The 12903-nt window shown below is 74.1% G+C and carries 14 protein-coding genes; 5 read left to right on the top strand and 9 right to left on the bottom strand.

The window, feature by feature from the left end; genetic code table 11:
- Positions 1 to 25: 25 nt before the first annotated feature.
- The 3 genes from aroF to ABD811_RS18695 form a co-directional block, all read right to left on the bottom strand.
- Entirely contained in the window at positions 26 to 1066 is a 1041-nt protein-coding gene (gene aroF, locus ABD811_RS18705; RefSeq protein WP_344948941.1) for a 3-deoxy-7-phosphoheptulonate synthase, read from the bottom strand.
- 589 nt (positions 1067 to 1655) lie between these two features.
- Entirely contained in the window at positions 1656 to 2312 is a 657-nt protein-coding gene (locus ABD811_RS18700) for a response regulator (protein ID WP_344948940.1), read from the bottom strand.
- Positions 2309 to 3277 (bottom strand): sensor histidine kinase, encoded by a 969-nt coding sequence (locus tag ABD811_RS18695; RefSeq protein ID WP_344948938.1) that lies wholly within the window; start codon positions 3275 to 3277, stop codon positions 2309 to 2311. Before ABD811_RS18695 ends, ABD811_RS18700 begins: the two co-directional genes overlap by 4 nt.
- Before the next feature lie 168 nt (positions 3278 to 3445).
- Between ABD811_RS18695 and ABD811_RS18690 the strand changes: the two genes are divergently transcribed.
- Genes ABD811_RS18690 through ABD811_RS18680 form a run of 3 tightly spaced genes read left to right on the top strand, consistent with a single transcriptional unit; the run spans position 3446 to position 6494 of the window.
- Entirely contained in the window at positions 3446 to 4357 is a 912-nt protein-coding gene (locus ABD811_RS18690) for an ABC transporter ATP-binding protein (protein ID WP_344948936.1), read from the top strand.
- Positions 4354 to 5703: a DUF1349 domain-containing protein gene (locus ABD811_RS18685; protein WP_344948933.1), complete on the top strand. Its 1350-nt coding sequence runs from the start codon at positions 4354 to 4356 to the stop codon at positions 5701 to 5703. Before ABD811_RS18690 ends, ABD811_RS18685 begins: the two co-directional genes overlap by 4 nt.
- Positions 5700 to 6494: an ABC transporter permease gene (locus tag ABD811_RS18680; protein ID WP_344948932.1), complete on the top strand. Its 795-nt coding sequence runs from the start codon at positions 5700 to 5702 to the stop codon at positions 6492 to 6494. The genes ABD811_RS18685 and ABD811_RS18680 overlap by 4 nt, the downstream gene beginning before the upstream one ends.
- Here ABD811_RS18680 and ABD811_RS18675 read toward each other — a convergent pair.
- Positions 6431 to 7618 (bottom strand): Cmx/CmrA family chloramphenicol efflux MFS transporter, encoded by a 1188-nt coding sequence (locus ABD811_RS18675; RefSeq protein WP_344948929.1) that lies wholly within the window; start codon positions 7616 to 7618, stop codon positions 6431 to 6433. The two genes, ABD811_RS18680 and ABD811_RS18675, sit on opposite strands and share 64 nt — an antisense overlap.
- Positions 7619 to 8118: 500 nt before the next feature.
- Positions 8119 to 8541 carry a cold-shock protein gene (locus ABD811_RS18670; RefSeq protein ID WP_344948927.1) on the bottom strand — a complete coding sequence of 141 codons (423 nt, stop codon included), beginning with the start codon at positions 8539 to 8541 and terminating at the stop codon, positions 8119 to 8121.
- A 245-nt stretch (positions 8542 to 8786) separates the two neighbouring features.
- On the opposite strand from ABD811_RS18670, the gene ABD811_RS18665 reads away from it, so the two are divergent.
- Positions 8787 to 10151, top strand: coding sequence for an MFS transporter (locus tag ABD811_RS18665; protein ID WP_344948924.1), 1365 nt, complete (start codon positions 8787 to 8789; stop codon positions 10149 to 10151).
- A gap of 41 nt (positions 10152 to 10192) precedes the next feature.
- On the opposite strand, the gene ABD811_RS18660 is transcribed toward ABD811_RS18665, so the two are convergent.
- Positions 10193 to 10381, bottom strand: a complete 189-nt coding sequence (locus ABD811_RS18660) for a hypothetical protein (protein WP_344948923.1) — start codon at positions 10379 to 10381, stop codon at positions 10193 to 10195.
- A gap of 10 nt (positions 10382 to 10391) precedes the next feature.
- Positions 10392 to 10574 (bottom strand): hypothetical protein, encoded by a 183-nt coding sequence (locus ABD811_RS18655; protein ID WP_344948922.1) that lies wholly within the window; start codon positions 10572 to 10574, stop codon positions 10392 to 10394.
- 87 nt (positions 10575 to 10661) lie between these two features.
- Here ABD811_RS18655 and ABD811_RS18650 point away from each other — a divergent pair, with 87 nt between their 5' ends.
- The gene (locus ABD811_RS18650) at positions 10662 to 11120 is read left to right on the top strand and encodes a MarR family winged helix-turn-helix transcriptional regulator (protein ID WP_344948919.1); all 459 of its coding nucleotides are present in this window, start codon (positions 10662 to 10664) and stop codon (positions 11118 to 11120) included.
- A 47-nt stretch (positions 11121 to 11167) separates the two neighbouring features.
- Here the strand turns inward: ABD811_RS18650 and ABD811_RS18645 are convergent, their stop codons facing one another.
- The gene (locus ABD811_RS18645; protein WP_344948917.1) at positions 11168 to 12028 is read right to left on the bottom strand and encodes a DMT family transporter; all 861 of its coding nucleotides are present in this window, start codon (positions 12026 to 12028) and stop codon (positions 11168 to 11170) included.
- Between the two features lie 216 nt (positions 12029 to 12244).
- Positions 12245 to 12697, bottom strand: coding sequence for a luciferase domain-containing protein (locus ABD811_RS18640; protein WP_344948914.1), 453 nt, complete (start codon positions 12695 to 12697; stop codon positions 12245 to 12247).
- Positions 12698 to 12903: the final 206 nt, after the last annotated feature.

The following is a 12903-nucleotide window of genomic DNA, read 5'->3' as shown; positions in this document are numbered from 1 at the left end:
GGCGGCTTCCGGTGCGGGGCGGCGTTCAGTCCGGGATCGCCGCCAGGCCGGTGGCGGGGACGCGGCCCATCAGGGCGCCCAGGCTCGCCGTCAGTTCCGCGACCTTCTCGACGTCGTCGCCGGACAACGCCTGGTCACCGTCGCACAGGGCGATCGCGGGGTCGGGATGGACGTCGATGATGAGCCCCTCGGCGCCGGCGGCGACGGCCGCCCGGGCGAGCGGCAGGACCAGGTCGCGGTGCCCGCCCGAGTGGGACGGGTCGACGATGACGGGCAGGTGCGACAGCCGGTGCACGACCGGCACCGCGCTGACGTCGAGGGTGTTGCGGGTGGCCGTCTCGAAGGTGCGGATGCCGCGCTCGCACAGCACGATGTCGAGGTTGCCGCGCTGGGCGATGTACTCGGCGGCCATCAGCCACTCCTTGATGGTGGCGTTCATGCCGCGCTTGAGCAGGACCGGCCTGGACGCCGCGCCCACCGCCCGGAGCAGGGCGAAGTTCTGCATGTTGCGGGTGCCGATCTGCAGCATGTCGGCGTAGTCGGCGACCAGCTCGACGTCGTGGGCGTCGACCACCTCGGTGACGACAGGCATGCCGGTCTCCGCGCGCACGTCCGCCAGGATCTTCAGGCCCTCCTCGCCGAGGCCCTGGAAGGCGTACGGGGAGGTGCGCGGCTTGTACGCGCCGCCGCGCAGCAGCGTCGCGCCCGCGGCGCGGGCCAGGCGGGCGGCGGCCAGCGTCTGCTCCGGCGTCTCCACCGCGCAGGGGCCCGCGATCACGGTCAGGAAGCCGGGGCCGATCGGCACGCCGCCGACCTCGATGACCGACCGCTCGGGGTGGTGCTCCCTGCTGACGAGCTTGTACTCGGCCGAGATCCGGACCACGTCCGCCACTCCGCGGCGGTTGCGCAGGCTCAGCATGCCGAGCTGGGCGGGGTCACCGACCACGCCGACGATGGTGCGGGAGACCCCGCGGCTGACGAAGGCCTGCGCGCCCGCCGCCCGGACGACCTCGACCACTTCCTCCAGGTCCGCCTCGGTGGCGTCGGGAGACATGACAACGACCATGGCGCCTGCTCCCTCCGCTCAGTCCCGGCCCGCCGGGTCGGCCGCCTGCCGGCGTCCCACCGCTTCGTACAGGGGCCGGGCGGTGTCGCCACCGCCGCCATGGGAGTCGCGCGGGCGATTCACCGCCCTTTCAATATCGTCGGCGAATAACTCACCGTGGTCCACCGACCGAATCTCCATTGGACACCTCCGTCATGACACCCGTCGTCCGGCTCGGCCAACTTACTCTAACGGCGTGCGCCGCCGTTTCGTCCAACTGCGCATTTCCTGCAGTTGGACACCGTCGAAGCCGGGTATCGCGCGAAAGGCGTGCAGACTCCCGGACATTGTGTTAACCGGATCGAACGGAACCGGCCACCTCGTCTTTCAATCAATGAAATGGACGCCCGCCCCGCCGGGCGTAACGCCGTGCGGCCGAAGACGACGACGCGTTCCGCGCAGGGGGCGTGCTGACCGACACGGCCGACCGGCCGAACCTGGACAGAGCCTCCACACGCCCGTGGCGCGGGAACCGGCGTGGCTGCCGAGGCTGGCGCCGCCGGACGCGGGGAGCCGTTCCGGTGGGGCGTGATCGGCCGGCGGCGGCCGGTCAGTGCGGGGAGCGCGGGACGACGAGGCCCGACTCGTAGGCCGTGACGACCGCCTGGGCGCGGTCGCGCAGGCCGAGCTTGCGCAGGATCCGGCTGACGTGCGTCTTGACGGTCTCCTCGCCGAGGACGAGGCGGGCGGCGATGTCGGCGTTGGACAGCCCCTCGGCGACCAGGCGCAGGACGTCCACCTCGCGGGGCGTCAGGACGTCGATCGCGGGCGGGGCGGGCCGGGGGCGGGTGCGGGCGAACTCGGAGATCAGGCGGCGGGTGACGGCCGGGGCGATCAGGGCGTCGCCCGCCGCGACGACGCGGACGGCGTCGAAGAGCCGCTCGGCGGAGGCGTCCTTCAGCAGGAAGCCGCTCGCGCCCGCCGCGAGGGCGTCGTAGACGTGCTCGTCCAGGTCGAAGGTGGTGAGAATGACGACGCGCGGCGGATCGGGCGCGGCGGTCAGCAGCCGGGTCGCCTCGATGCCGTCCATCCTGGGCATGCGGACGTCCATGAGCACCACGTCCGGCCCGGCCGAGCGGCACACCTCCAGGGCCTCGGCGCCGTCGGCGGCGGTGCCGGTCACGGTGAAGTCGGGCTGGGTCTCCAGGAGCGCCGCGAATCCCGCCCGCACGACCTCCAGGTCGTCCACCACGACCAGCCGGATCACGAGGCGGCCCCGGTGGGCAGGGTGGCCTCCACCAGGAAGCCGGTGGGCGTCGTGGGGCCGGTGCGCAGCGTCCCGCCGACGGTGGCGGCGCGTTCGCGCATGCCGAGCAGGCCGTGTCCGGCGGCGCGGTCCGCGGCCGGCGAGCCCGGGCCGTTGTCGCGGATCCGCAGCCGCAGCTCGGCGGCGGCGTAGGCGACCTCGACGTCGACGGCCGCGCCGGGCGCGTGCCTGCGGGCGTTGGTCAGGGCCTCCTGAACGATCCGGTACGCGGTGAGCTCGACGCCGGGGTCCAGCGGCGCGACCGGGCCGCTGACGATCAGGCGGGCGGGGCCGCCGCCGGACGCCCGGGTCTCGTCGACCAGGTCGAGCAGGTCGCCCAGCCCGGGCTGCGGACGCCGGTTCGCCGGGGACGGCTCGGCGTCCTCGCGCAGCACGCCGAGCAGCCGGCGCATCTCGGTGAGCGCGGCGCGGGCCGTCTCGCCGATGGCGACCAGGTGCCGGACGCCGTCGGGCGGCATGCCCGGCACGGCCAGCCGCGCGGTGTCGGCCTGCACCGAGATCATCGAGATGTGGTGGGCGACCACGTCGTGCAGCTCGCGGGCGATGCGGGCGCGTTCGCCGCGCGCGGTCAGCTCCAGCAGGGACGCCTCGAAGGCGCGCTGGTCGGCGGCGCGGGCGGCGGCCTCCTCACGGCGCACGCGCAGCCGCCGCCGCACGACCGGCAGCCAGGCGGCGCCGACGGCGAGCACGCCCGCCAGGCTCGGCGACCGGTAGGCCGCCGAGAGCAGCACGGCCGCGACGGTCACCGCCAGGGCGGTGCGCCACCCTCTGGCGAAGGCCGGCGGGGCCGTCGTCGCGGCGGCCAACGGCAGCACCAGCGGCAGCGAACCGCCCGACCGGATCACCGCCTCGGCCACGGCCGCCGCCGCGAGACCGGCCGCCGCCCAGCGGTGCGCATGCTTCATGCCGGACATTCTGTCGGCAGGCGCACTGCCCGGACATCCCTCCCACCGGGTCGCCGGACGTCCCTCCGCAGAGGGACCCCGCCCGGCGCGTCCCCTGGGACGGGGACGCCGGACACGGCTCCGTCGCGGGACGCCCCGCGGGGGCCGGGAGCCGTAGCGTCCGGTGCCATGGAGACGACCATCGAAGTACGGGGCCTGCGCAAGAGTTACGGCTCCGCCGTCGCCGTCGACGACCTGACGTTCGGCGTCGCTCCCGGCCGCGTCACCGGCTTCGTCGGGCCCAACGGCGCCGGGAAGACCACCACGCTGCGGCTCATCCTCGGCCTGGACCGGCCCGATGCCGGGACCGCGCTGGTCGGCGGGCGTCCGTACCTGAGCCTGCGCGGCCCGATGCGGCACCTCGGCGCGATGCTGGACGCCTCCGCCGTCCATCCCGCGCGCAGGGCCCGCGACCATCTGCTGTGGATGGCGCACGCGGCGGGCCTGCCCGCGCGCCGGGTGGACGAGGTGCTCGACCAGGTCGGCCTGGCGTCGGTGGCGCGCAAGGCGGTGGGCGGCTTCTCGCTCGGCATGCGGCAGCGGCTCGGCATCGCCGGGGCGCTGCTCGGCGACCCGCCCATGCTGATCTTCGACGAGCCGGTGAACGGGCTGGATCCCGAAGGCGTGCGGTGGATCCGGGAGCTGCTGCGTTCCCTGGCCGCCGAGGGACGGGCCGTGCTGGTGTCCAGCCATCTGATGGGCGAGCTGGAGGACACCGCCGACCACCTCGTCGTCATCGGCCGGGGGCGGCTCGTCGCCGACACCCCCGTCGAGACGCTGCTGGCCGCCGCGTCCGACGACCGGGTCGTGGTCCGGACCGACCGGCGCCGCGACGCGATGACCGTGCTGTCGCGGGCCGGGGCGACGGTCGCCAGCGGCGGGCCCGGCCAGGTGACGGTCTCGGGGCTGCCCGCCGAACGGATCGCGGCGGTCCTGACCGGGGAAGGCGTCCCGTTCACCGGCCTCGCCGGGCACCGCGCCTCCCTGGAGGAGGCGTACATGGAGCTCACCCGCGACGTCGACTACAGGGAGAACGCGTGAACGAGTTCGGCGGGCTGGTCCGCTCGGAGTGGACCAAGCTGCGGTCGGTGCCGCGCTGGCTGCTCACCCTCGGCGCGGCGGTCGCCCTGACCGTGCTGGTGGCGCTGCTGACGACGGCGGGCGCGAAGACCGCCTCAGCCGGCGGGCCGGGCGCCGTGAACGCCCCCAAGCCGCCCCGCGGCCACCAGGACGGCGGCGCCTTCGCCTACCGGGAGCTGACCGGGGACGGGAGCCTGGTGGCGCGCGTCGCCGCGCAGAAGAACACCGGGCCGTGGGCGAAGGCCGGGCTGATGATCCGCGCGAGCGAGGACCCGGGGGCCAGGTACGCGGCGGTGATGCTCACCCCCGCCCACGGGGTGCGGATGCAGGCCGACTTCGCCGACATGGCGGCCGGCACCGGGACCTGGCTGAAACTCGCCCGCACCGGGACGAGGGTCACCGGCTACGCGTCCGCCGACGGGACGAACTGGAAGGCGCTCGGCACCTACCGGCTCGGCGGGACCGCCCACCTCGGCCTGTTCGTCGCCTCCCCCGCGCAGATGTCCATGGTCCGGTGGTTCGGCGAGGAACGCGTGCATTCGGAGATGCCCGACGCCCAGGCGGTCTTCGACCGGGTCACCCCGGGTCCCGACGGCTGGCGGGTGCGCGGCGGCGGGCCACGGCACGCCCCGTTCACCTGGGCGGACGGCAAGGCCACACTGGTCGGCGTCGGGGACGTCGGCCCGGACCCGTACGCCGACGACATCACCAGGATGGTGCTCACCGGGATCCTCGTGGGGCTGATCGGCGTCGTCGGCGTCGCGGTGCTGTTCGTCACCTCCGAGTACCGGCGCGGCATGGCGCTGACGACGTTCACCGTCACCCCGGACAGGCGTCGGGTGCTCGCCGCCAGAGCGCTCGTCCTGGGGGGCGCGGGGTTCCTGGTGGGGGCCGTGGCCGCCGCGCTGTCCCTGCTGCTCACCAGGCCGTTCGTCCGGGTGAGCCGCCGGGACGAACTGTCGCTCGCCGATCCGGTCGTACTGCGGGCGATCCTCGGCACCGCGCTGCTGGTCGCGCTGGTCGCGGTGTTCAGCATGGCCCTGGCGACCCTGTTCCGGAACACCGCGGCCGCCGTCGCGGTGGCGCTGGTGACGCTGCTCGTCCCGAGGATCGTCGCGACCGGCCTGCCGCTGGAGGCGGCGCGCTGGACGCAGCGGCTCACGCCCGCCGCCGGATTCGAGGCCCAGCAGACCTTCCACCGCTACGACACGGCGATGGGGCCGTGGGCGGGGCTGGCCGTGCTGGCCCTGTACGCGGTCGTCTCCCTGGCCCTGGCGGCGCGGTTCCTGGCGAGGCGGGACGCGTGAGGCACGCCCTGCACGCCGAGTGGACCAAGCTCCGCACGCTGCGCAGCACCGGCCTGCTGCTGGTGGGCATGGTCGCGCTCACCGTCGTGGTGAGCGCGGCCGCCACCGGCGCGGCCGACACCGCCCGCTGCCCGACGCCGGAGCGGTGCTTCGAGGACACCCCCAAGCTGGCGCTCACCGGTGTCCGCCTGGGGCAGGTCCTCGCGGTGGTCCTCGCGGTGCTGACGGTCAGCGCCGAGTACGGGACCGGAACGATCCTGCCGACGCTGACCGCCATGCCCCGGCGGTCCGCCGTCCTGGCCGCCAAGGCCGTGGTCGTGACGGCGACGGTGATGGCGTCCGGGCTGGTCACCGTGCTGCTGTGCCTGGCCGTCGGCCGCGTGCTGCTGCCCGGCGGCGGTTTCACCGCGGCGCACGGCTACCCGCCGTTGTCGCCGGCGGACGGCCCGACGCTGCGCGCGTTCTGCGGCACCGTGCTGTATCTCGCGCTGGTCGCGCTGCTGGCGCTGGGCGTCGCGGCGGCCGTCCGGGAGACCGCCGCGGCCCTCACGACCGTCTTCGCGCTGCTGTACCTGTCCCCCACCTTCGCCGAGTTCGTCACCGACCCGCGGTGGCACGAACGCCTGGAGAAGTGGACGCCGATGAGCGCGGGCCTCAGCGTCCAGGCGACCGTCGCGCCCGACCGGCAGCCGATCGGCCCGTGGGCGGGGCTGGGCGTGCTCGCCGCCTACTCCGCCGCGGCGCTGCTGCTCGGCGTCCTCGTCCTCGTCCGCGGGCGCGTCCGCGCCTGAGCCGCGGCGCCGGTGAGCAGGGCGACGGCCACCAGGAGTGCGCTGATCCACAGCGGCGAGCGGTAGCCCAGGCCCCCGTCCAGCGCGACGGCGCCCAGCGAGGGGCCGACCATGGCGCCCACGTTCAGGGCCGCCGTGGAGAACCCGCCGGCCAGGGTCGGGGCGTCGGTCGCCGCGTACAGGGCCTGGGAGATCAACGTCGATCCGACGCCGAAGGACAGGGTCCCCTGGACGAACACGAGCAGCAGCGTCGCCGCCGGGCTGCCCGCCGACAGCGCGAACACGACCCAGCCGGCGAGCAGGGCGGCGCTGCCGTATCCCAGCAGCCGCAGCGGACGGGTGTCGGCCATCCGGCCGCCGGCGGTGACGCCGGCGAACGAGCCCAGGCCGAACAGCGCCAGCACGAGCGGCACCCACGTCTGCGCGAAGCCGGTGACGTTGGTGACCAGCGGCGCCAGATAGGTGAAGCTGCAGAACGTCGCCCCGTTGACCAGGGCGCCCAGCAGCAGGATCACCAGGAGTCGCGGGCTTCGCAGCGCGCGCAGTTCGCTGCGTGCGCTCGGGGCCGCCGCGTCCGGGGCGCCGGCCGGTACCGACCGGACGATCGCGTAGACGGCCGGGACCGACAGCACGACCACCGCCCAGAACGCGGCGCGCCATCCCCACAGCTGACCGAGCACGGCGCCGCCGGGCACCCCCGCGACACAGGCGAGGGTGACGCCGGCGAGCAGGGTGGCGGTGGCGCGGCCCTTGGCGTTCGGCGCGACCATGCCCGCCGCGGTCGCCACCGCGACCGCCAGGAACCCGGCGTTCGCCAGCGCCCCGACGACGCGCGCGGCCAGCAGCACGGCGAAGCTGGTGGTGACCGCGCCGACGACGTGGACGGCCAGGAACACCAGGAGGAAGACCAGGAGCGCACGCCGTCTGGACCAGCGCATGCTCGCCGCGGCCATCAGCGGCGCCCCGACGATCATTCCCAGGGCGAACGCCGACGTCAGCGTCCCGGCCGTCCCGATGGAGACGCCCATGTCCCGGGCGATGTCCTCCACCAGCCCGGACAGCATGAATTCGGACGTGCCCTGGGCGAAGACCGCGAGCCCCAGGACATAAATCGCGAATGGCACAACGAACTCCGTCATCGCATCACGGAAAAGGAGACACGGCGCCGCGCGCGATTCCGGGGCGAAGCGGGATCGACGAAACGTCCGGCCCGGATAGCGCGGCTGCCGCGCGGAAGAACCCGCAGGTCGCCGCAACGGCGAGAGCGCGGGTGGGAGACAGTCCTTACGGTGATCCGATGGCGGAGATCGCAGGCCGCGGCGTCATGGGCCGCACGGCGCTATGCGACGGAATACCGGCGAGCCACCGGACGACCGGTGGCTAGCGTCTTGACGCCTCGGGACTGGACATGGGCGCCACCGTAGCAATGTCCGGCGCGTCGAGTCCACTCAGGGCCGCTCACGACCGCCGGAAACGGTCCTCGGCCGCCGCGATCGGCCCCTGGAATGGGACCCGCGGAATGGCCCCGCGGAATGGGCCCGCGAATTCGGCCCGCACGCGGACAGGAGAAAGCGGCCGGGCACCCGCAGTCGCCCGAAGGGCCCGGCCCCGCGTGGAAGGAAGCTCAGCCCTCCACCCAGCCGTGCTTGACCGCCAGCTCGGTCATGACACGGCGCACCTGCAGGATCTGCTGGCCGGTCAGCGTGGACGCGCCGGCCAGAAGCGCCTCGGTGATCTCCTGCGTGATCTCGGCGATGGACAGCACGTCGCACACGTCGTCGTCCGCGTCGTGCTCGCGGGACCCGCCGAACGGCATGGCCGGCACACGGACCGGCGCCGGACGTTCGACGGTCTGCACGGCGAACGCCTTCAGTCCCCGGTCGCCTTCGGTGACCTCGAAGGTCACCGCGGTGCCCGGGGTGAACAGGGCCTTGTCCTCGAGCAGCTCGTTGGCATGGACGAAGACGTCCTCGCCACCGCCGTCGGGCGCGATGAACCCGTAGCCGCGGGCGTCATCGAACCTGATGATCTTTCCAGACCTCGCCACTGAAACCTCCCACCAACAACACGTGGCCGCCGGGCGGTCGCTCACCGGCCGCCCACGCCGCCGCCGGCCGGCACCTCGTCCATCGGGACGCCCGCCCGCCTCCAGCATGTCATCAGGGAGCCGATGCCGTGGCCCGCAGGGGCGACGCGTCGCGATCGCGCGCGGGAGACCAGGGACGTGCTTGGACCGTCCGGCCGGGGGAAGCCCTGCCGGGAGATCGCCCGTCCCAGCCGAGGAGACAGCGCATGCCGGAACCCGACGCACCATCGGCGGCAAGGGTGCGCGGGGCCGTCGCCGCGCTGTGCCTCGTCCAGTTCGTCGACGTCATGGGCGTCACCGTCGTCCTGACGGTGCTGCCGCGCATGCTGGCCGACGTCGGCGCGGCGCCCTCCGGCGGCACGCTGGTGGCCACCGGCTACGCCATGTTCTTCGGCGGGCTGCTGATGTTCGGCGCGCGGCTGAGCGACCGCATCGGCTACCGCCGGTGCGTCCTCGGCAGCCTGGCGGTGTTCGCCGCCGGCTCGGTGTTCGCCGCGACGGCCGCCTCGTCGCTCGTGCTGACGGCGGCCCGCTGCGTCCAGGGCGCCGGCGCCGCCACCGCCGTCCCGTCCGCCCTGCGCATGCTGACCTCGGTCACCCGCGACGGCCGGGCGCGGGCCCACGCGGTCGCCGCGTGGAGCGCCGCCGGGGCGGCGGCCGGCGCCTCCGGCTTCGTCGTCGGCGGGACGGTCGCGGAGACCGGCGGCTGGCGGCTCATCTTCTGGGGCCTGGCGGGCATGGCGGGCGTACTGGCCGTGGTGGTCGTCGCCCTCGTCCCGCCGGTCCCCCGCCCCGACGACGTCAGGGCGTTGAACGTGACGGGCACCGTGCTGCTCACCGCCGGGGTCATGCTCGCGGTGGTGGGCGCCACGCTCCTGGGCGAACCACCGCACCGGCCGGCGGGCGCCCTCCTGCTGGCCGCGGCGGCGGGAGTCCTCGGCGTGTTCTCGGTCGCCGACTCCCGGTCGTCCGAACCGCTGCTGCCGGGCTCGCTGCTCGGACGTCCCCAGGTCCTGCGCGGCACCGTCGGAGCCTTCTTCAACACCGCCACCACCACCGGCGCGGCGACACTGATCACCCTGTACCTGCAGGGCGCGCTCGGCCGGACGCCGTTGCAGGCGGCGGCGGCGTTCCTCCCGTACTGCGCGCTGGTCATCGCGGGCTCGGCCGCGGCGGCACGGCTCCTGGCGCGCCGTCCCGGCGAGCGGGTCGCCGCGACGGGCCTCGGCCTGATCGGGGCCGGGCTCGCGGTGCCGCTCCTGGAACCGGCGTCGTCACCGCTGCTCACCGGGGGCCTTTCGGTCGTCGGTCTCGGCCTGGGGCTGTCCTCGGTGGCGACGACGTCGCTGGCGACGGGCGTGCCGGAAGGGCCCCGTGCGACGGCGTCCGGGATCGTCAACACCAGCGCGCAGATCGGCGCCGCGGCCGGCACGGCGGCACTGCTGCTGACCGCCGCCGCCACCACGGGCGTCCCCGGTGAGACCGACGCCGTTCCCTCCGTCGCCTGGGCGGCCGCGGCGGCTCTGGCCGGAGCGGCCGCGGCGGCCTTCGCCCGGCTGCGCCCGCGCTGATCCGCCCGGGCGCGGCGGGCGGGCTCAGAACGGCCGGGGGCTCAGAAGACGACCGCGAACAGGATGCCGCCGACGACGTGGGCGAGGACGGTCAGGATCAGTCCGGCGATGAGCACGTTCCTGGCCGTGGGGTGGTCGAACTGGGAGCCGGGCCGGGAGCGCTGGGCGGAGCGGTCCAGCGCCTGCTGCTCCAGCTGGTCGAGGGACGGCAGGAAGGACGGTCGTCGCATGAGGGCCTCCTCAGTGCGCCCAGACGGCGAGCAGGACGCCGCCGATGACGTGGGCGGCGATGGTCACGGCCGCCAGCAGGATCAGCAGGACCTTGGCGGCGGGCTGGTCGAACTGGCTGCGCCGGCCCGTGCGCGGCGGCAGCTCCGCCTGACGCCGGGCGATGCGCTCCTCCAGTGGTTCCCTGCGGAACACGCGTCCTCCATTGCCGCCCTAATAGTTGGTGCACCAATCATTGCCGTATAATCTTTATAACCCGAGCCGCCCGGCAACGGAGGACCCGTGGCAGGTGATCTGAGCAACATTCCCGACCCGCTCGCCCTGGAGAACCAGGTGTGCTTCGCCCTGGTGGTGGCCTCGCGCACCGTGCTGGCCCACTACCGGCCCATCCTGGAGCCGATGGGGCTGACGCACCCGCAGTACCTGGTGATGCTGGCGCTGTGGGAGCACGGCCGGCTGTCGGTCAAGGAGCTCAGCCGCCTGCTGCAGCTCGATCCGGGAACGCTGTCTCCCCTGTTGAAACGCCTGGAGAGCGCGGATCTCATCCGCCGCCAGCGCGACAGCAGGGACGAGCGGCTGCTGGCCGTCACCGTCACGCCCGCCGGGCAGGCCCTGCGGGAACGGGCGGAGAAGATCCCCGCCACCATCATGGAACGCCTCGGCATGAGCCTGGAGGAACTCCAGAACCTCAACCGCACGCTCAACCGCGTCATCGACGCCGCGAGCCGCGAACCCGTCTGACCGCCCGCTCCCAGTCGGGACGGTCCGGCGTCAGGGGCCGGGCGGATTCAGGCGGTCTCGATCTCCGCCTGCATGCGGATGGGGCGGGACTGGCTGAGCCGCACGCTGCCGAACAGGATCAGCGCGAACCCGGCCACCTCGATGATCACCCACGGCCCCGACCGGACGCCCTCGCCGAACAACGTGACGCCGTACACGACGCTGGCCACCGGATCGGTGATCGTCAACGCCGGCTGGGCGGCGACCAGGGTGCCGCTCTGCAGGGCGTTCTGCAGCAGGTAGACGCTGCCGACCCCGGCCGCGACCATCGCGTACGGCTCCCACGACGTCAGCAGGACGACCATCCCCTGGTCGGCCAGGTTGGTGGTGGCCTTCATGAACGTCGCGGTGAAGGCGAACCCGGTTCCGGCGGTGGCGCCGAGCACGGCCGCCCGCAGCGTGCCGGACAGCAGCCTGGACAGCGCGACCACCGCCACGATCGCCCCGACCGTCACGATCGCGGCCAGCACCCAGTCCAGCGCCCCTGGCATGTGACGTCCCGGCGTGGGCGACGCCGCCGCCAGGAACCCGGCCAGCCCGGCCGTCATCGCCGCCACCGCCCCCCACGTGCGCCGGTCCAGGCGGATCCGCGACATCCGGGCCAGCAGGATCATGGTGAACGGCAGCTCCGCCACCAGCAGCGGCTGCACCAGGGCCAGGCCGCCGTTCGACAGCGCCAGCGCCTGCAGAAGGAACCCGGCGATGAGCGCCGCGATGCCCGCCAGCCACACCGGCCGGCGGATCAGGCTCCACAGCAGGGCCGGACGGAAGGCGAACTCCTCCGGGGCGCAACGCGCGGCGCGCCGCTGCAACACCGACGCCAGCGCGTTGCTCGCCGCCGCGAGCAACGCGCACACGACCGCGGTCATCGAACCCCAGGTGACGCGTCCGGACGCGGCCCCGGCAGGCCCCCCGCCGCATGCCCGATAGCCAAGTCACCCATCCCCGTGCGCCCGAAACGTCCACGGCCCGCAACGTCGCCGTGACCCCGAGGAGGGCTCTTCCCCGAAGCCGAGGGTGTAAAGGCGTTGGCCCTGGTCAGGTTGCCGTCGCCCGGCATGCCCGAGCTGTACGCCCGGAAGAGGTCAGGAGGCCGAGCGCGAGCCGTTGAGGATGAGGGCCGGCCGTCGCGGCCTCTGCGCGCGCCGGGGGCCGGAGGTCGCGTGGGGGCAGTCCGGGGACGTGTGGCGGAGCGGGCGGACGACGGGGTCGTTGGCCTGGATGGCCAGGCTGACGAGGGACTCCAGGAGGAACAGGTCGCCGTCGGTGTCGAGGTGCACCTGGACCCAGCCGCCGTCCGGGGACAGGTCGACGCGGCCGGAGGTGGTGAGGGTCGCGGTGAGACGGCGGACGACCCGCTGGGTGAGGAATACTTCCGCCAGGTCCCCGTGATGGAAGTGGACGATCTGCAGGCCCGGCAGGGCCAGCGCACGGCCGGGCGGGCAGTCGGCGCGGCATGCCTTCAGCGGCCAGTTCCGGAATCGGGCGATCGCCAGGTCGGCGTACGAAACGGAGCGGTGGCTGCGTCCTCGGCTCATGACCTCAGCGTGGCGGACCGCCCGGCCGGATGATCGATCCGCCCATGTCCTGGTGGGTTCCGGGGGTTCCTGGTCGCTTCCAGGAATTCCGCCGCGCCTCCCGGAAACGTCCTGGACGGGGCCGGCGATCGTACGGAGGGGGACGAGAACACGAACTTCCGGACAACTCGCTGATCTCGCTCCGGCCCGAACCGCATCATGGAAGG

The organism is Actinomadura miaoliensis (genome assembly GCF_039536785.1).
Taxonomy (GTDB): domain Bacteria; phylum Actinomycetota; class Actinomycetes; order Streptosporangiales; family Streptosporangiaceae; genus Spirillospora; species Spirillospora miaoliensis.
Note: the sequence above shows the minus strand (reverse complement) of the source record. Positions and strands in the feature narration are given on the sequence as shown.

Bases quoted from the DNA above. Each gene is read 5' to 3' on its own strand.
- ABD811_RS18690 (WP_344948936.1), top strand. From the start codon at position 3,446: ATGGAGACGACCATCGAAGTACGGGGCCTGCGCAAGAGTTACGGCTCC.
- ABD811_RS18660 (WP_344948923.1), bottom strand. From the start codon at position 10,381: ATGCGACGACCGTCCTTCCTGCCGTCCCTCGACCAGCTGGAGCAGCAG.
- ABD811_RS18645 (WP_344948917.1), bottom strand. From the start codon at position 12,028: ATGACCGCGGTCGTGTGCGCGTTGCTCGCGGCGGCGAGCAACGCGCTG.
- ABD811_RS18695 (WP_344948938.1), bottom strand. From the start codon at position 3,277: ATGAAGCATGCGCACCGCTGGGCGGCGGCCGGTCTCGCGGCGGCGGCC.
- ABD811_RS18665 (WP_344948924.1), top strand. From the start codon at position 8,787: ATGCCGGAACCCGACGCACCATCGGCGGCAAGGGTGCGCGGGGCCGTC.
- aroF (WP_344948941.1), bottom strand. From the start codon at position 1,066: ATGGTCGTTGTCATGTCTCCCGACGCCACCGAGGCGGACCTGGAGGAA.
- ABD811_RS18640 (WP_344948914.1), bottom strand. From the start codon at position 12,697: ATGAGCCGAGGACGCAGCCACCGCTCCGTTTCGTACGCCGACCTGGCG.